General features: G+C 37.9%; 16 protein-coding genes, 2 pseudogenes and 1 riboswitch. Of the genes and pseudogenes, 2 read left to right on the plus strand and 16 right to left on the minus strand.

The window, feature by feature from the left end; all coding sequences use genetic code 11:
- Window positions 1-9 precede the first annotated feature (9 nt).
- The 16 genes and pseudogenes from BK575_RS18950 to BK575_RS19025 form a co-directional block, all read right to left on the minus strand.
- The gene (locus BK575_RS18950) at window positions 10-264 is read right to left on the minus strand and encodes a hypothetical protein (protein WP_139368074.1); all 255 of its coding nucleotides are present in this window, start codon (window positions 262-264) and stop codon (window positions 10-12) included.
- Window positions 236-436: pseudogene (locus BK575_RS29185) on the minus strand (SET domain-containing protein-lysine N-methyltransferase); the annotation flags it as partial. The pseudogene BK575_RS29185 and the gene BK575_RS18950, both read right to left, overlap by 29 nt.
- A 76-nt stretch (window positions 437-512) precedes the next feature.
- Window positions 513-713: a cold-shock protein gene (locus BK575_RS18960; RefSeq protein ID WP_078412679.1), complete on the minus strand. Its 201-nt coding sequence runs from the start codon at window positions 711-713 to the stop codon at window positions 513-515.
- Between the two features lie 302 nt (window positions 714-1,015).
- Window positions 1,016-1,699, minus strand: a pseudogene (gene tenA, locus BK575_RS18965) (thiaminase II); the annotation flags it as partial.
- Window positions 1,700-1,843: 144 nt separating this feature from the next.
- Window positions 1,844-1,945, minus strand: a riboswitch (TPP riboswitch).
- 482 nt (window positions 1,946-2,427) lie between these two features.
- Entirely contained in the window at window positions 2,428-3,759 is a 1,332-nt protein-coding gene (locus BK575_RS18970) for a peptide MFS transporter (RefSeq protein WP_078412683.1), read from the minus strand.
- Between the two features lie 1,193 nt (window positions 3,760-4,952).
- Window positions 4,953-5,342, minus strand: a complete 390-nt coding sequence (locus tag BK575_RS18975; RefSeq protein WP_078414864.1) for a VOC family protein — start codon at window positions 5,340-5,342, stop codon at window positions 4,953-4,955.
- A gap of 213 nt (window positions 5,343-5,555) precedes the next feature.
- Window positions 5,556-6,029, minus strand: coding sequence for a hypothetical protein (locus BK575_RS18980; RefSeq protein ID WP_078412685.1), 474 nt, complete (start codon window positions 6,027-6,029; stop codon window positions 5,556-5,558).
- 392 nt (window positions 6,030-6,421) lie between these two features.
- Window positions 6,422-7,054 carry a response regulator gene (locus BK575_RS18985; RefSeq protein ID WP_078412698.1) on the minus strand — a complete coding sequence of 211 codons (633 nt, stop codon included), beginning with the start codon at window positions 7,052-7,054 and terminating at the stop codon, window positions 6,422-6,424.
- Window positions 7,051-8,355, minus strand: a complete 1,305-nt coding sequence (locus BK575_RS18990) for a sensor histidine kinase (RefSeq protein ID WP_078414865.1) — start codon at window positions 8,353-8,355, stop codon at window positions 7,051-7,053. Before BK575_RS18990 ends, BK575_RS18985 begins: the two co-directional genes overlap by 4 nt.
- A 410-nt stretch (window positions 8,356-8,765) precedes the next feature.
- Window positions 8,766-10,268, minus strand: coding sequence for a tannase/feruloyl esterase family alpha/beta hydrolase (locus BK575_RS18995; protein WP_139368163.1), 1,503 nt, complete (start codon window positions 10,266-10,268; stop codon window positions 8,766-8,768).
- Window positions 10,269-10,596: 328 nt separating this feature from the next.
- Window positions 10,597-10,788, minus strand: a complete 192-nt coding sequence (locus tag BK575_RS19000; RefSeq protein WP_078412700.1) for a spore coat protein — start codon at window positions 10,786-10,788, stop codon at window positions 10,597-10,599.
- A 150-nt stretch (window positions 10,789-10,938) separates the two neighbouring features.
- Window positions 10,939-11,130, minus strand: a complete 192-nt coding sequence (locus BK575_RS19005; protein WP_078412702.1) for a DUF378 domain-containing protein — start codon at window positions 11,128-11,130, stop codon at window positions 10,939-10,941.
- 265 nt (window positions 11,131-11,395) lie between these two features.
- A complete protein-coding gene (locus BK575_RS19010; protein ID WP_235867418.1) occupies window positions 11,396-12,517 on the minus strand; it encodes a M42 family metallopeptidase in 1,122 nt (373 codons plus the stop codon).
- Window positions 12,518-12,539: 22 nt separating this feature from the next.
- A complete protein-coding gene (locus BK575_RS19015; RefSeq protein ID WP_078412704.1) occupies window positions 12,540-13,757 on the minus strand; it encodes an amidohydrolase in 1,218 nt (405 codons plus the stop codon).
- 23 nt (window positions 13,758-13,780) lie between these two features.
- Window positions 13,781-15,265 (minus strand): sodium:solute symporter family protein, encoded by a 1,485-nt coding sequence (locus tag BK575_RS19020; RefSeq protein WP_078412705.1) that lies wholly within the window; start codon window positions 15,263-15,265, stop codon window positions 13,781-13,783.
- Complete coding sequence (locus tag BK575_RS19025) at window positions 15,262-15,462, minus strand: DUF3311 domain-containing protein (protein ID WP_078412716.1); 201 nt, start codon at window positions 15,460-15,462, stop codon at window positions 15,262-15,264. Before BK575_RS19025 ends, BK575_RS19020 begins: the two co-directional genes overlap by 4 nt.
- Before the next feature lie 174 nt (window positions 15,463-15,636).
- Here BK575_RS19025 and BK575_RS19030 point away from each other — a divergent pair, with 174 nt between their 5' ends.
- Together BK575_RS19030 and BK575_RS19035 are read left to right on the plus strand one after the other, a co-directional pair.
- The gene (locus tag BK575_RS19030) at window positions 15,637-17,754 is read left to right on the plus strand and encodes a helix-turn-helix domain-containing protein (protein ID WP_078412718.1); all 2,118 of its coding nucleotides are present in this window, start codon (window positions 15,637-15,639) and stop codon (window positions 17,752-17,754) included.
- A gap of 245 nt (window positions 17,755-17,999) precedes the next feature.
- Entirely contained in the window at window positions 18,000-19,151 is a 1,152-nt protein-coding gene (locus BK575_RS19035) for an MGDG synthase family glycosyltransferase (RefSeq protein ID WP_078412720.1), read from the plus strand.
- Window positions 19,152-19,479 lie beyond the last annotated feature (328 nt).

The following is a 19,479-nucleotide window of genomic DNA, read 5'->3' on the forward strand; positions in this document are numbered from 1 at the left end:
AGCACCTGATTATTCGGATGCATACTTAATGATTCCATGTAAATAAACGGAGTATTCTCGTTGTACGCACTCTCTTAATTTGATTTTTCCTTCCCTTTCTAATTCCGCAACCAATTCTTCAATCTTATTTCCGTCTTCTTTAGTAGCCGTAGGAACTTCTATTGAAAAAAAATTACGTCGACTGGCACTCTGAAACTTTTTTAAAAGTTTATCTTTATTCATTAGGCTATCCCCTTTACCTACAATGAGTTTCATCTTTGCCATTATCCATTTCGTCCTTATTAAACCATCGTGGGTCTTTATCATCAACATCGCCGTTATAGTTGATTAGTATTTCTTCTCCTGCTTTTATATCTGTATAAGCATAAAAGTCAAACGTGTGGTTCGCAAAGTTAATATCCTAAGTGGCATTAGGATTATATGAATGGTTAATAAGACCAACTTTGATAACTAAAAGTAATAATTATAAAATAAGACTCCACATCTGGGAGTCTTATTTTAATTCCTTTAAATTATGCTTTGCGAACGTTAGCAGCTTGTGCTCCACGTTGACCTTGTTCAAGATCAAAAGTAACTTTTTGACCTTCATCTAATGATTTGAACCCTTCGCCTTGAATAGCACTGAAATGTACGAATACATCTTCTCCGCCTTCACTTTCGATAAAACCGAAACCTTTGTCTGCATTAAACCATTTTACTGTACCTTGTGTCATAATATTTCCTCCTGTTGTGGAATACTCCACAATTATATTACTACCCTTGCCCAAACATAATATTTCAAGACGAAACCTTCTTTTTAAGACAGTTCTGCCATCCATCCTATACCGAACAAAAATAATTACCTTCATTATAACAGATTAACAAAACCAATAGCAATTTAACAGAATAGGAAGATTACTAATGGTCTTTTGCTTGTTAAGGTATAATAGATGAAAGGAGTAGTGATGTTGTCATGTATTATCGTAAAAAAATAAAGAACTATTGCCTAAAGAACAAATAAAGGTTTGGGAATGTGAATCAGAGGACTGTATTGGTTGGATGCCGGCCATTTTTCTAAGGAATAAGCCATTTGCCAAAATGCATACTCATACTCGCTGCTAATGATAAAATGCTTCTTCATGCGCTCGCGCCCTTCTTCTGTATCACGCGCTGCAATTTCATCTATATTGTTGATTTGTTCCTTCACAAGTGTCTCAAACCATTCACTATGATAAGCGTTAATCCATTGTTGATAAATTCCTACTCCAGGTGTTGCCCCTTTTAATAGATGGCCAATTTCGTAATAGATCCAATAGCATGGCAATAAGGCGGCAATAATATCACCTACATGCCCTTCAAAAGCTGCACGATACAAATGAGACGTATAAGCATAAGCGCTCGGAGCTGGTTGAAATTGTTTTTTATCCTCTTCTGTAATGCCTAATTCTTTCATGAAATTTTCATGCAATGAACCTTCTGCCTTGACTGTATTTTGAGTATGAACAGCCATTTGCTCTGTTAATTTAGGATCTGTCGCCTTTGCAGCTGCTAATGCTTGTACCTTCGCAAAGTGGCTTAAATAATATGAATCTTGCATCACATAATATTTGAATTTCTCTAAAGGCAATGTTCCATCACGCAATTCTTGAATAAACGGATGCTGAAAATTAGCTTCCCAAATGTGATTTGCTTCTTTACGAATGACTTCTGAAAATTTCATTTTCCCACTCTCCCTAATTTAAGATCGCCTATTACAGCCAGACTCCATTCTCCATCACCTATTTTTGTCCATAAAAAAGACCACTCTTCAAAGTATGAGAGTGGCCATGATACATTTATCCCTATAAATAACAATTAATAGGCTTATCATAACAAACCACTTCCCTACGCTAGTATGAACTAGATCAGGTTCTAAGGGTCGAGATGCGAACATCCCTCTCAGCACAAGGCACCCCTAGTGGAAAGATCTTGTATATTCATTTCATAATTCTAAATGTACAGTAATTTAAAATAAATTACAACACCTGCTTTTTCAATGTTAAGAAGCAGGTCTATGTTAACTGGATTTGTATATTTTATTTATTGCACATATGAAATAAAGTTGAAAAAATTACTGCTTTATGAGTGTGAACAAGTTGGATGGATTTCTTAGTAATTCATGGTATATCCTTAAAAAAGCTCATTGTGTTTCACAAGAGAATCGATTTTCTCAAGTTTGGGCTGTTGCAAAAACCCCTCTTACACCAGTTGGAATCGATTCTTTCATTTTTTTACCATAAATAAAAAGAAGATCTCCCATAAGCCTCTAATAAATCACAAAGCTGTTTTTTCCTTAAAGGCACCGTCAAAAAATCCCTTGGTTTTACTGGGTTTTCATGACGGGGCCTTTAAGGAGGATGGGTTAAAAGGGTTTCTTTTCACCCTTTTGACCCATCCTCCCTTTTCTTATTATTCCATCAGCTTTGCTACCGGTTTTGAAAGAAGCAATAATACAATACCTAAACCGATCGTCACAAAACCGATTACACTGAAAATTTCCAGATAACCTAAAGACTGCGTATATGCAGCTAATTGGCCGGCTACCATGTTGGCAACAGCCGAACTTGCCAGCCATACACCCATTAAGAGGGAAGCAAGTTTAATTGGAGCAATCTTACTTACCATCGATAAACCAACTGGTGAAATCATTAATTCAGCCAATGTATGAAGGAAATACGTGACAATCATGAACAAAATATTTGCTTTCAACGCTGTATCGTTTCCCGTGTACATAACGGCAGGAAGCAGTACTAAGAAACCTAACCCAACAGTGACTAAACCAAGAGCCATCTTCGTTGGAGTTTTTAAATCACCGCGTTTTGAGCTGCCAAGCTTGTACCATAAAGCAGACATAATTGGCGCTAAAATCACGATGAATAATGGATTCAATGATTGGAACCAGGCAGTTGGAACCTCAAAACCAAATACATTGCGATCAATTTGGTCATTAGCGTACAATGTCAATGAACTTCCTGCCTGCTCGAAAGCGGCCCAGAACGCAATAACGAAGACTGCCAAAATAACGATAGCCGTTGTACGTTTTTGTTCTCTTTTCGTTAACGGTGCAGTTGATTTTTGACCAGCTGTAACTTCCGGTTTACCAGTAGGCTCTTTACCGATATCACCTAAATAGCGGTCACCTAATAAGTTAAAAATTAACTGTCCGACAATCATACCGATTGCTGCTGTTAAGAACCCGTATTTATAGCTCATAAGCCCAACTACTAATGGTGCAAAGAAGGCACCAACGTTAATACCCATATAGAAGATGGTAAATGCCCCATCACGACGAGGGTCATTATCACTGTAAAGGTCACCAACAAGTGTTGAGATATTTGGTTTAAAGAAGCCATTCCCGATAATCAATAAACCAAGACCAATGTATAAAGCAGTTGTGGTTTGGCTTGCAAATAATGAGAAATTACCAAGTGCCATTAAAATACCGCCGATGGTGACGGCCAACCTTCTGCCAAGGAAACGGTCAGATAAGTATCCGCCGATCATTGGCGTAATATAGACGGCACCAGTAAAGAATCCGTAAATACTCATAGCCGTAGTTTTGTCGACTCCAAGTCCGCCGTTTACAGCAGTTGCTGTTAAGTAGAGAACTAGAATGGCTCTCATTCCATAATAGCTGAAACGCTCCCATGCCTCAGTCGCGAACAGCATATACAGTCCAGGCGGATGCTTTTTCCTGGGTTGTTTTGATTGCTGAACATCATTTTTTACAATTGCTTGCATAATAAAGTCCCCCTAAAGATAGTTAAATAGTAAACCATACAACAATCGTTTAAGTTTACAAAATAATTGCATGGTTTTTATTTTATTAGACAAATTATTCATTCGATCCATCTACGCCTAATACGATGATGGCCACGTATGTTATTCAATCCATGATCGAATATTAAGAAAACGCTTACATTGTTGTAGCCCAAAAAGTCTTTCGTGTGTATGCTGATCACATCGGAGGTACCCGCCAGAACTAGGTTAATAGATAGAACTTGTCCATCATCAGCGAAAAGTGCCCTTCTTAGTCCATTTACTTCTCACATGCGTTTAGCACTCATAACAATAAACTTTCGTGCAATCAATCTCTCAAACTCAAAATGAATACTTCTTATTGCTAAAAATAATTGGCGCTCAATGCAAACATATAGATTGTAAATGATCTTATTTGTTGTAAAAATAATTTTATATTATCAGAAAATATAAAAATACAGAAAAAAAAGAAAAAAAGTCTTGTATGTCCGCTAATACTTGTATCACAAACAGCGTATGTCCAATCAAAGGCATGTTTGGGATACCAAGCAAAAATTCCTGAGCTGGAAAAAGCATGGACTAGTAAAAGTAATTGATTTATCAAAACTAAAATAACGGTCCTTTGTAATAATCCAGTCCTCTCAGTGTTGTACTTTAATTCTCTAATTTAATAACGATGTCTTCTAATACAAATTCCTCTTTACCCTTACTAGATTTTTTCAGTATGGGACTTTCTCTTGATCGATCTTTTATTATTTCTACTGAACCAAAGTTATCAGAAGTGTATTCTCTTAAGGTGATATGCAGTTTTATGATAAGCTTAGTTAGTCTATCAAAGTTTCAAAAAGAGATTTGATCTATTGAGAATTTTTGTTAAATAAACAAAAATAGGAGCAGGGTGATAAATACAGATTTACAATAATAGGGGAATTGGAATATAAAAAAGCCCATTTTCTCGTTTAACTAAGAAATTAGGCTTTAGTTACTTTATAGCGCACTATAATGGAATAAAGAAAATAGAAACACGGATGCAAATCAGCTTATTTTTATTGAACTAACACTACTCCGTAGCTCAAAAGGCGCCCGACTATTTCAGTCAGCCGCCTAAAATGAATATTGGTCCAGTTTTCATTTCGACAAAAGGTACGATAAGCAACAGTTAATCGTCATTCTATCTATTTCAATTTACTTTTTTCCATTACAGCAAAGTAATTTTCTTCATTATCTGCAAAGTTAAATACTCTGCCCGAAGGCATATTTACAATTTCTCCGACTTTGATGTTTTTATTTGATAAGTCGCTACGTAATTCATCGAGATTTTCTGAAAAAAACATTAAAGAAGGTGTACCAAGATTTAATCCAGGTGACATTTTAGCAACGAATTCTTTATTGTGCAGAATGATGCTTGTATGTGCGCCCTTTGTTGGAGCAATTTCAATCCATCTCATTCCTTGACTGTTATTTTCTTCAGAAATTACACTAAATCCTACCTTTTCTGTCCAAAAATCCACGGCCTCATCTTGGTTATTTACATACAACATAATTTGACCGACTTTACTAATCATAGACTTTTCCACTCCCTTTTCACCTACTCTCAACAAGTAATTCAATGTTGATTTCTTGAATCCCTTCTTAAATAAAATTACGTTAAAAAACATGAAAATATCTTTAAATTTTATTTCCATCATTACTAACAATTGTTGCTGTGCCTGCAGTCAGCTCAATAAAAAAGGGATTGCCTCAGCAATCCTCGTTATTAAACTCTTGCCCTCTTTAGTTTAAAAAGCATTAGTTTTTTTGTATTTTTCAAAAAGGTATTGAAAGCCGTATAAGAAAAAAGCTTTGTAAAAGAAATATAAAAAGAATTGAAATTCGTTTAATTTAACTAATTTATAAAGTTTCAATTTTGTAAATAATTGCGTAATTGGAGATACAAAAGTTGCTTCGAACAAGGCATTTAATATAATAAACTTTTTAAAATTTCCATATGTCCAGTTTAATGTCCACAAAGACACAGCCAACATGGGACCTAGGAGAAAAGGAAATTCATTTTGAATAAAGGACCGCGGTTTATTATAAAAAGACCACCATCTGCGCTTTTTACCAATTGGAACATCAATAAAACATAATAGTATCGCAAGGATAGAGGAAGGGAGAAATCTCTTTATTGTCCGCCTACCTAACAAAGGCAATGTTAGCCATGAGAGTAATATCATTGCACTATTAAGTAACCACTGATTTTTCAAAGACATATTATATTAATCCCTCCTTGCCCCAACAGAATCATTTACCTTATTATATCTCCTTCGTTATTTAACTATTCTCCAGATCCGTTTAAGTACAACCCTTCACAATCTCATCTATATTTAAAATAAATATCCAATTTTCTTTAAAGATTTTGTTTAATTATATGGCCCAATAAGACAAAACACCTTCTTAAGAAGTGCGCCCTATTGCGGAAGATGGTTTAACCAGCCTTATACTCCATAGATATTGCAAAAAGGATAGATAAAGCTGATTATATCTGCTTTTATCTATCCTTTTCGTTTACGCCATATAATGTGTAACATTCCATATGAAATCGATAAACTGTAATAAAATTAACACTTTGAGTGTTTTTAAACAACAGCATTAAGGCAGTTCTTTAATCAGCGATCCATTGATATAAATTTTTCGGTCTTCCCATTTTCTGATAACTCACAATCATTTCCACTTTTCCTTCATCAAGTAAATGCATAATATAACGATAGACGGTCGGATAAGCTAAACCAACTTCTTTAGAAATGGTATCAACAGAAAAAGATTCACGATTAGATTGTAAAAAATCGCTGATATGATAAAGTGTTCTCTTACTAATTCCCTTTGTTACAAATACATCTTCTTCAATAGATGTTTGCTGCGAAACTGACCGAGTTAATGTTGCAAGGCGGGCATGCAGCTGAATTCTTGAAATAATATCAGGCGCCTTTACGGGCTTTAATGCAAAATCTGTTGCACCCTCTTCAAGAAAACGATCAGCAATTTCTTGCCGTTCATCGACTGTTAATACAAGAATTGGAACATCAGCATTACGGTTGCGAAGCTCACGGACTGTTTTTATTCCATCCATTTCTGGCATATGATAATCCACTAACACAACATCTGCTCCTTTTTCCGCAAACACATTTAATCCTTCTTTGCCATTGTTAGCAGTATTTACATTCCAGCCGGCAAATTCACAAATTTCACTAAGCATATATTGGATTGATGCATCATCATCAATAACTAAAATGTTCATCTTGACACACTCCTCTCAGCTAGTTTCATCCAAATGGTTGTCCCTTGTCTAAGCTTGCTGTCGATTTCTACAGATGCACCATGCCCCATAGCAACTTGTTGTACGAAAGCTAACCCCATCCCTGGATGAGATTTTGTACTAAACCCAGCTTTCCATATTTTCTCCTGCTCTTTAGGTGCAATCCCTTTCCCATTATCTGATACACCCAGCCAAAGTTCATTTTCGCAAGTTTTTATCCTGAGCAAAATCTTGCCATCTTCCATTTCATTCACTGCATCGTAAGCATTATCAATTAAATTCACTAATGCCCTTGTCATTCGGATTTTATTAATTAAAATTTTAATTTCAGGATCTGCCTGAAAGTCTATTTCCAGATTAAGGTTTGTCCCGCTCAGTCTGCTTGCTTTCACGTATCCAACTAAATCTTTTATACGGCACCAATGTTTTTTGTCATCATATAAAATTTCCGAAATCATCTCGCTGACGGAATGAATCGATGATGAAATCTTTTGACAATACTCTTTAATTTTAGAATCGTCCACTTTCAAACTAATTAAGGAATTTAATCCCTCAATGGCTGTAATAGGCGTTTTTAAATCATGAACTAGATATAGTGCTTCTCGTCCTGATCTTGACTGCATTGCTTCTAACTGCGCATAATGAAGCTCTTGTGTGATCCTCCACTTTTGTTCAGCCAATGAAAAATACACAGCTAAAATAACAGCGTTAATAACAAAAATTAAACACAATGTTAAACTATACAAAGTCAAAGATTGCTCAAACCCCATTTGAACGGCTATATCTTTTACTTCCTTTGAAATCGTTCCTTGGCCAAACCCGTATTTAGACAAAGAAGGAATCTCATTCAGCCATTCAATTCCAAAGATTAATTGAGAACAAATAATGGTTTTAATAATTGGCTTTAGCCTATCCTGCCCAAAAGCTTGCAATAATAAGATTGCCAGCAACAATAACAAGGAATAGCTGCTAAATGAGTATGTTAAAGAATAATAAGCATTTATCACGATATAGACGAGAGGGATGATAATAAGAGGAATGATAATTTTTAACCATGGACGGTTTAAACGATCACCGATTTCATCTCCTAACAGCAGTGCACCAATATAATGAAACAAGGCTAAAACTGTATTTAACGACACTAATAAAAAAACAGCCAGCATTAACGCGTTTCCGGTTTCTTCCTCTTTCCTTAATGAAATAAGCAAATCAGTAAGCCCAATTTCATTAGGCCCCAACCATGATAGTAAGAATACTCCGACTAAAATTATCCCAATCTTCATCCATATTGTCCAAGACTTCATAAGACCAGTTATCATAACATTTCACCTTTAATAAATTAATTACTTATACAAAAATTACATAAATAGAGTGATGACACTTCCTTTACCCCTCATTCATTTAAATCTATGTAACCATTCCGCAATCTCATTATACGCAATTCATCGTAAACATGAAAATTATAAGTAAAAGCGGGTTCTATTCCTAACACCTTGCCAGCAGTCTCTAAATCTGGGACATAAGGGAAGCTAGTTGCCCTTCCGTGAATTCATTTTCTTTTAGATCATGTACTGGCATAGGTCAAAAGTGGGAATGCTTTCTTATGCTGAAATAAAAAAAGTCTGGCCTTGTGCAGTTTTGTAACTGCACAAGGCCAGACTATCGTTCATTCTATATGATACAAATTTCGATGTCAGCTCTCGCTGATCGGTTTCGCTGCAATTTCTTTTCCTGTTTTCAAATCAATGACGTTCGTATTGATTTCCGGTACACCTACTTTTTTGCTTTCTGGAGCTTTTTTGCCCTGTTCCACCCACTCGATCAGCAACTCAAAGGCTTGATGCGCATATGGAAGCAGCGGCTGGAGCTCTTGATTGGCATCTGTACCCTTATCCCATACAAGGCTGTCAACATGATTACCTTTTTCAATCGTATAAAGGCGGTGCAAATGGCCTTTCCCCGCCTTCTTCACGAGCTCTTTATATGGATCAGCATGAACAGAAGGGAAAATCAAGGCATCCCATGAGCCTGTGATACTAATGAGCGGAACATTGATGTCCCCCGTATTTTCAATCTGTCCGACATTTTTTCTCACACTGTCAGGGCGTTTGAAATAATCATAATTCTTAAATATGGAATCATACGTACGGTCACGAATCCCTTCAGCCGTAAAGTTTAAATAATCACGCCAGCCGATACGGCGCGGAGCCTTAGGGTCAAACTCATCGCGATAAATATTTAACGATACAAACCAATACACTTGATCGTGATAACTCCAGAGCTGTTCAGACCCTTTCGGCAGCCCGGCTCTGTACATTTTCTCTATGGCTTTTCGCTTCTCGTCAGCATTTCCGTAAAGCGCTTTTTCGGCATTGTTGACAATAGGGGTCAAAGAGCTGATCAAGTTCGGTTCATTCGCCCTCCACAAAACTCCTTCCCAGTCCACTCCTCCATCGAATAAAGCAGGTTCTCCCGTTTTCTCAGGACCGTCATGTTCCAATGCATAACGAACAACGTAGCCGCCATTGGAGATTCCCATGGCATATGTAGGTACCGGATGTTTTTTGTTTACAAGATGGCTTGCATGATTTTTCTTATCCTTTGCTTGAATAAGCTGCCCCTTATAATTTTCGACAAGATACTTCTGTGCTGCCCTTGTCACCTGCCTGAACCGTTCATTCCATTCCATTAAGCTGTCTTCTTCTGACACAAGTGCATTCTTCACTTTCGCCAAAGGATCATTCGGATCGATCTCTCCTTGTGTTCCTTTATCGATTGCTGCATAGGCAAACCCTTTAGCCAGCACAAAATCGCTGAATAATAAATCGGTGGCTGTTTCATTTCTTGTAGCGGGAATTCCTGCTACGACGAGTTTTCCGTTCCAATCATCAGGTACACGAATCACAAACTTGGCATCTTCAAACATTCCATTCACTTGTACTCCCGTCACTTCTGCAGGCTTGTATAAGTGATGCCAGCCGGTTCCAGCTTCAGCGCTTCCCCATTTATAGGGAGCCAATCCTGCATTGCCGAATACAGTTGCCGCTGCATATTGGGCGGGATTTTTCGTTGTCAGCCAGTTCCCGTCTTTTCCATCAAATTTCGTTACAATCACGTTATGTGCCCCCTGTATAACTGGAGAATAAGCCGCCAGTACACTCGGCTGCAGAACACTCGGAGCCGCGACCGGCAACATGAAAGCGGATGCTGCTGTAAGAGCTATTAATCTCTTTTTAAACAATTTTACCCCTCCCTACTTAAAAAAAGACAACGGAGAAAACGTTTACAAAATAGCGTTGAACACACTCTTCTGACATATTCTTAACACAATGTTATCATCAAATTTGCCTTTTCTTTAATCAAGTAAAATTTTACCAATATACTCAAGAGGGGAGCAACCATCTTTTGTCTTATTATTGAGTTTTTCTAAAGGAGTTTTTTCCCTTTAAATTATACTCTACTTAGTCGAAAAAATGGCGATTTATATTACGTTTGACTAATTGGCTCAGGCTACGTCTATCTTTTTATGCAAAATGGACCCTCAACTCTTTAATAGCCTTCGCTGATAAACGTATGTCTTCTTCCAGCATTTTTTTCAATTTCTTGTCTTCTGCCAGCTCCAGCATGGCCTTTGATTTTGTTGCGCACGCTGTCTTAAAAATCAATACTTCGTGAACTTCCAATTTCTCATGCAGCGCCAGTTCTTTTACTGCCATTGTGCTTCACTCCTTAAAAAAGTGGTCTAGAATGTATGTACCCGTAAATCTCATTTTTAATCTACCCGATTTTTGGGGAAATGTCTAAAAAACGGCAAGAAAGTGCCGGGTTTCCCAGGCACTTTCCCAAATAAAATGGGAGTTAAATCATTATCGTCCCCTCAAATAACGCTCATACAGCTGATAGATTGCAGATAAACCAATAAGCCAGTATACAAGGTTAATAAGAGATGGAACAGATGCAAATACCTGAGTTACCAGGTTAAAGCCCAATGCCATAAACAACCAGTTAAGCCCGCCGAGGATCAGCAAAAGGCTTGTGAAAACAGATAAAAATCTCATGATGCCACCTCCCACATCGTTTGTAAACGTTTCCGTACATTTTATGCCGCTCGGTCCTCTTTTGCTTATGGGCTGGACAAAATTATATCTTTGGTACTAGAATCATCTGTACAAAACGAAAAAGAACGGAGGAAAACACCCCCGCTCTTTTTTCAGCTTCCTTTTTGACCATATTTAACAGGCATCAGACCCCACTTTACAACTTAGCGTAATGGAAGCATTTCAAGTTGTGAATAAACGAAAACTCTACTGATGGAAGTTTCCCTTATATAAAGCTTAAATCCTTTTTCCCATTATCGAGAACGATCCCTTTTACAATCTTTAAAACACCTTCTGCATCATTTAAATTCACTAATTCTACTGGAGAGTGGGAGTATCTGCGCGGTGTTGATACGATTCCTACCGGTACACCTTTATTGGTTAAAGCTAAGCTAGCAGCATCCGTTGTATAGAAGTCTCCGATTAATGTAAGAGTTTGTAATGGGACATTCGCTTTTTTCGACTGTTCTTCAATCATTTCTCTTACTTTCGGATGAATGTAGTTAAATATCATTGTTCCGCTAACACTATCTGCAATAGGGCAAGCAGGGCCTCTTCCAAGGTAAACAGGAAGTGATTTTTCCGTATCGATATCCGGTGTATCTCCAGCCGGTATTGTATCCAAAACGATTGCATAGTCAGGTTCTATCGCATTTCCAGCTGTAACTGCCCCGCGAAGCCCCACTTCTTCCTGAACGGTTATCACCCCATATAAAGTTCCTGCAAACTTTAAATCTTGTATTTCCTTAAATAATTCAATTAAAATGGCACAATGAATTCGATTATCTACTGATTTTGTTGAGACAAGATCTTTATTAGCCATTTCCATAAAATCACTCTGGAAAACGATTGGATCGCCAATCCTAATTCCCAGATTTTCTACTTCTTGTCTAGATGAAAGGCCTACATCGATGTAACATTCACGAGTCGTTTTCACTTTTCTGCTTTCTTCAGGCGTTTGCATGTGCCCGGCTTTTATCCCGATAATCCCTGGTATTTTTTTAGTCGTTACCCAAACTTTTCTCCCCAGCAATAACTGGTCAGAAACCCCGCCTACTTTATCAAATATGATAAAACCATTCGGCAAAATATTTTTGACACAAAAACCAACTTCATCGGAATGCGCCGAAATCATTAGCTTGGGGCCTGGTGCAGAGCCATGTTTAATCGCTATGACATTTCCATTGCGATCCACCTTCACTTCATCTGCATACGGAGTCAGTTTTTCCTTCAAATATTTAACCACTTCTTGTTCTGATCCAGATACACCAACCAATCCAGTTAAGTCTCTTAATGATTCTTTTATTCTTTCTTTCAAATTATAGGCGCTCTCTAAAACTCTCTCCATAATTTGGCTCCCTCCTTATTCTTCATGCACTCGTTTCTTCTTGAATTCGTTCGGGTTTAGCAGCATCGCCTGATATGTAACTCAAAAAAGATGAAACAAATAATTGTCCAATGGTTAATATAGATCGTTCATCCACATCAAACTTCGGGTGGTGATGCGGATATGCTTCACCCATTTCAGGGTTTTCCCCCCCTACCCAGAAAAAGGTTCCCGGCACCTTCTGTAAATAGTAGGCGAAATCCTCCATTCCCATATGAGGAGTGGCATGTTGGACATTTTCAGCTCCAAGAAGATTTTTTGCCAGTGCTTCAATCCTTCTTGTTTCTTCTGGATGGTTCCAAACAGCCGGGTAACCCCTTTCATATCTATACTTTACTGAAGCACCTGCACTTTCACAGGTGGATGCCGCTATTTGTCCAATAGCTTCTTCAATCAAATCTCGAATATCTTCGTCAAAGGTTCGAACTGTCCCTTTCATTTTAGCTTTATCAGGGATGACATTATAAGCCTCTCCTCCATAAAACGAACCAACTGTCACAACCGCAGGTTTAAGCGGATCAACGCGCCTGCTTACGATTTGCTGCAAATTCAGCAGGAGCTGGCTTCCTACTACAAGAGGATCTACCGTTAAATTCGGTGTAGCCCCATGACCTCCTTTTCCAAATATGTCTATTTCAAATGTATCACCAGCTGCCATTAAATACCCTTCACCTACACCAACCGTTCCAAACGGAAGATGGGAAGCGACGTGAGCTCCATAAATCACATCCACTCCGTCGAGGCAGCCGTCTTCAATCATCGGCTTGGCTCCTCCCGGAATCACTTCTTCAGCAAATTGGTGAATAAAAACAACATTTCCTTCCAGCTGATCCTTTACTTCACTCAATACCTTTGCCACTCCAAGTAAGGCTGCCGTATGAATATCATGACCGCAAGCATGCATAACCCCGGGAATACGAGACTTATAATCCACGTCCTTTTCATCTTGAATGGGCAGCGCATCAAAATCAGCACGGAACGCCACTGTCTTTCCCGGTTTCCCCCCTCTTAGGAAACCAACGACCCCTCTGCCGCCGACACCTGTCCGGACTTCCAATCCTAAGCCAGTTAAAAAGTCAGCAACTTTTCTAGGCGTGTCCTTCTCATGAAATGAAAGTTCGGGATACATGTGAAGGTCTCTCCGAAATGCGACTAACTCTGGATATAATTCTTGTAATCTTGTAAACAATTTTTCTACCATAACAAATGTTCACTCCTATTTTTTCATGATTTCGTTGCCTGAGAATCTTTAACATCGAAAGGTATAAGTGAATTTTTAGTAAACAAGCTTACAATCACCATAAAGAAAACGTTTACAATTAAAGCGACAATCCCAATATTCAAATCTTTCAACACTTGTGGCAGCGAGGAGAATAAAGTACCTATTGTAGCATTAGTAAGCGTCATGTACGCAACGGTGATTACGCCGCTTAGCATTCCTGCAGCAGCCCCCTGCTTTGTAACAAAATTATGTTTCGGAAGGCTAAGAACGACCGCCGGGAACAATTGGGTGACAAAACTGTAAGCCATTAAGAGCAGCGTAACAATGGAATTTCCTCCATTAAACGTAAAGTAAACACAAATAAGCGATATAATAGGAACTAAAGCTTTCGCAAAACTTGACACTTGTTTGTCTGTAGCTGATGGGGTGAACACTTTATATACGTTCTTTGCCAAAGTTGCTGATGCAGTCATTAATAACATTGATCCCGGAACTAAAGCGGTCAATAAGCCAGCGGCTCCAATCATTCCTACAAACCAAGGATCAAAAGTTTGCATGGAAAGGCGCAGCAATGCAAGGTCAGTATCCGTGCCTGTTAATCCGGGCACTTGCCCGATGGCAGCAAAACCAACAAAAAAGATGAACAGTAACATAATGGTATAAAGCGGGGTAATAATGGCATTTTGGCGAATAGCTTTTGCGCTTGATGCCGAATAAGTCGCCACAAACAGATGCGGCCACATTAAAGCGCCGACACATGTCATAATAACGGTAGACACAAACCATGAAATACCCAGCCCCTGGTCAGGCAGCGTAAGAAAATCAGGATTCGCTGCTTGAATTTCTCTAAACATCGGCTCTATGCCGCCATAGTAATGAAACGGAATATAAATCCCGATAAATATGACAATACCAAAAATCATAATATCCTTGATTACGGCTGTCCACGCGGATCCGTGTATACCAGAAATCATCACATAGGCTGTAACTGCCACAACCCCGATCCAAATGGCAACAGTAGGAGAAATCAAACCATAGGAGGCTTCAGAAACGATAATTCCTAATCCCTTTAACTGAAGAACAATGTAAGGAATCATCGAAATGACTCCAATCAGAGCTGCAAGAACACCTAAATATGGACTCTTGTACTTACTTGCAAAAAAGTCAGACTGGGACACTAATTTATGCTCTTTTGCATACTTCCACACGCTTGGATAAAACCAATAGAACAAGCAATAGATAAGGCTCAAATAAGCGATGATATAAAGGGCCGGTCCCCCTTTGCCGTATGCCCAGGAGCTCGCACCGAGGAATGTAAAAGTGGTATAGGATTCACCTGCCATTAAAAGAAACACAAAGATGGTCCCAAACCCACGGCCCCCGACCGTCCATTGCTCGAGGTCCATATCTTTCCCCTTTTTAGCCCGAATTCCGAGATAGATTACTAGCAATAAAAAGCCAAATATGACGAAAAGTGACGCATTCATTCTATATCACCCTCCTGATTCGCCGGATCGAATTTAAAAACAATCGCCATTGTTACAGAGGTTAGAATGACCCATAAAACAACCCAGAACATGATAAACGGCATTCCCAGCACATATGGTTCCACTCGATTCACCAATGGCAAAAAGCCAAGCATTCCAATAAAAGGAAGTACAGATAAAAAGTGAATCATCTTCATTGCCCATCACCCCTTCATTATTCTTTTTTCAATTAAGACAGAATTTTTAAAAGACTAGCCTCACTTGATGTATTTATCGATTATTATAAAAATTCTGTCTATTTATTGCAATGTAGGTTTCTACCTATTAAACTTTAATTAAATGTATGTTTTTACATAGGAGTTGTGGACATAGTGGAAAATGAACAATTAATACTTTCTTATTTGGGGAAAAATTTAAAAAAGACTCCTTTTCAAGTTTGGATTCGAAACCCACAGGGGGAAAATTATTACGTTGTAAATAGCCAAAGAAAAATTGAAGAAATTTCTCCTCCTCCCATCCCTCAAAGTCCGACATTTACAACCATTCAGCAAAATCATTACGTATATCTTTCTTTTTGTTACTTGGAAGACTATGAAGTGATTATTGCTATCGCAGAGAAAGACTATTTTATGAGAGATGAAGAGCTCGAGCTTTTAAATCTTCTTTACAAGCTTTCATATCAGCAAAAAATCATCCAAACAAAAGACTTAGAATTGGAGAATCTGATCGAAGGAATTCGCTCCATCACTTCATCCCTTGTTTTAGATGAAGTATTAAAAAAAATTGTTACGAATGCTTTAAAAGTGATACCAGCTGCAAATTCAGGTTTTTTGCAGTTATATGATCCTGTTATAGACAGACTCCTTCCAAAAGCGTTTGTTGGTTTTAATGACCGTCTTTCACTGTTTAAAGTTCAAATTGGAGAATCGATAACAGGGAAAGTATTTGAGGATGGCAAACCAAGAATTTATCATTCAGAAGAAGAAGTTTTTGAGGCAATGAGCAAGTACCATGTATCAAAAGAGAATTATCATCATATTCTCTCTGCCGCCCACCCTTTTAACAGCCCAAAATCTGCTATGTGCGTACCTGTTTCGATCGGAAAAAAGAGGTTGGGGGTCATGATCGTACACCAACGGTCTAAAGATAAAAAATTAACTGATTATCATTTAAATTTGTTAAATGGTTTTGCTTCCCAAGCAGCTGTAGCCATTCAAAATGCCCAGCTTTATTCAGAAGTGAAAGTAAGATTAGATGAAGTGACTGAGTTAAGTGAACAATTGAAGGAAAAAAATCTGTTTCTTTCGAGGAGAAATGACGTCCATGAAACGTTAACTCAGCTTTCCCTGCAACATAAAGGCGCAGAAACCATCGTTTTAGAGTTAAATCGGATGATTGGTAAATCCATTTCATATTTTAATCTATCAGAAAATACATGGTATCCAAAACATGCAAATCGGTTTCCTGCCTTTAGCCCTGATGAAATGGAAAGAATATTTTTAAAAAGACGAAAACCGGTGTACGTTGATGTTTCTGCCGGAAAGAAAGAATGTTATTACTTATACCCTATTGTCAACGGAGCTATTTTTTTAGGATGCTTCGTAGTGCCTGCTTCTGAATCACTTTCTCAGCTTGATCGAATTACGATTGAACAAGGCAGTGCAGTTCTGGCCCTGGAGTTAGTAAAAAAATTAACTATGACAGAGCTTTACTATACGAAGACACATGAGTTTTTTAATGAGCTATTACAAAATACGGATCCGGAAGGATGTTTAGATAAAGGAAAGGAATTTAATCTAAATCTGAATTCCTTTCTATTCGTGACTGTATTTGAAATGACAATATATAACGATTTGCAGTCATTGGAAATGAGTATTCATCGTTTAGTCTCGCAGATAAAAAAAAGGCTGCAACAATTCAGTCTGCTTATTTATGGTTTTCACAATAAGGTGATCATACTCATTTCTTTATGTGATCCAGCTTCTTTATCTACTATTATTGCGAAGTATCATGCAATAATAAAAGAATGGAAAGACAATAGCGGCGTACCTTTACGTACAGGGATAGGAACTATGTATAAAGGTATTGAGAATATCGCAAAAAGTTATGAAGAAGCAAATCAGTCACTCTCCTATCTAAAAAGCCGCAACAAATCGGGACTCTTCTCTTATGGAGAGATAGGAGTAAATCGTTTATTTTTACAACAGCCTTCTGATGATATCGAAAAATTTTTGAGTGAAGTATTTGCTCCATTACAGACTGAAAAAGGAGAAAATAACGATTTAGAAAAAACTCTTCTTATTTATATTAAAAATAATAAGTCGGCAGCTGAAACAGCAAAACAAATCCATGTACATATTAATACACTCTATCAACGATTAAAGAAAATTGAAAAGTTATTAAACGTGAGTTTGGACGATCCTGAAGATTCCTTAAAAATCCAGTTGGCCTGTCATCTTAGGGAAACTTTTTTTCACTCACCAACGTAGACAGTAGATCCTAAAGGTCTGTTGGCTCCATACTTTTAAAAAGTTCATGATAAACGGCCAACCCTTTTTCAAAAGGCTTGGCTGTTTGTCTTTCTTATTCTCCATACCCGGCTATAAAAAATAAACAATCCATATTCACCTCCCTCCTCTTTACGATATCTTTACATAACCCTTACAAACTTTACCATTATCTCATGCTAAAATTAGAGCGAACAAGATAATTTACGAGTGTGAGGTTGGTCTTTATGAAAAAACGTCCAAAGATTTTGATTTTGACGGCGGCTTATGGCAACGGCCATATGCAGGTCGCCAGCGTATTAAAAGATCAATTCATTCAATGCAGTCAAGCGGATGTAATTATTTCGAGCATTTATGCTGAGTCGTATCCCACGCTTACTCCCATCTCTGAAAACGTCTATTTAAAAAGCTATACACCTGTAGGCAAGCCAATTTACTCTTTTTTTTACCATGGAATTTCAAAAGTTTATGACAAAAAAATCGCTAAATGGTTTGCAAATTTAGGAAGGAAACGTCTTACCCATTTAGTCGACACTGAACAGCCTGATATCATTGTTAATACATTTCCTGTACTAGCCGTTCCTGAACTTCGCCGCCGAACCGGGAGCTTCATTCCCACTTTCAGTATTATTACCGATTATTGTTTACATAAAATATGGATATCTCCGGAAATCGATCGATACTTTGTTGCGACTGAATCGATGAAGGAGGCGGTCTGCCATCTCGGAATATCTCCTTCAAATGTAAAAGTCTCAGGCATTCCCATCCGTCCTTCTTTTGAACAACCTGTCATCTCGTCGGAATTATTTCAAAAATATGGTTTAAATCCCCATAAAAAGCGGATTCTCCTTATGGCGGGGGCTTTCGGTGTATTAAAAAACATGGATAAAATATGTGAAACACTCCTAACGGAAAATGACTGTCAATTAGTGGTCATTTGCGGAAAAAACGATAAACTGAAAGCTGACCTGGAATCATTGGCCGTTCGCTTTCCTGGTCAGCTGCTTGTATTCGGTTATGTAGATCGCGTCGATGAGTGGTTTCACCTCGCCTCTTTCATGATTACAAAACCCGGAGGCATTACTTTAACAGAAGCGGCAGCTGTCGCTCTTCCCGTTATTTTATATAAGCCGACTCCCGGACAAGAAAAAGGAAACGCCGTATACTTCGAACGCCAAAATGGGGCCTTGATTGCCCGTGGACTGAACGATATATACCGTTTTTCTTCTTATTTACTAGAAAATGACCAAGTCTTAGAAAACATGAAACGAAGTATCCATTCTATCCACCGCACACAGGCTGCCCTGGCTATCGCAGAAGATATATTGGAAGCTGTGCATAATCAGCAGCATCCTTTATATAGAAATGCTTCCTATTAAAAAGGTAAAAGGTGAAGGAAGCACATTGTTTTGTGTTTCTTTCACCTTTTTCATTCCTCATATTAAATACTGTTCCATTCTCAAACCTTAATTTTCAGGATGATTTATTTAATTAGTGCTACCGTAAACCCATCATCGCTCCTGCAGAATGAACATTTGCTTGAGCTGTTTGCATTCTGGGCGGCGTCTTTGGGTCCATCAATAATGTTGAATAATAGTTCTCTAATATGACGACAATGTAGACTAAAAATAACCACTTTTTCAGTCAATGATTCAATTGAATGTTCTTCTCCTTTTACAACAAAGTACGTTTTAGTATATAAGCTGG

Origin of the sequence: Priestia abyssalis, from assembly GCF_002019595.1 — a bacterium.
GTDB lineage: Bacteria > Bacillota > Bacilli > Bacillales > Bacillaceae_H > Bacillus_BA > Bacillus_BA abyssalis.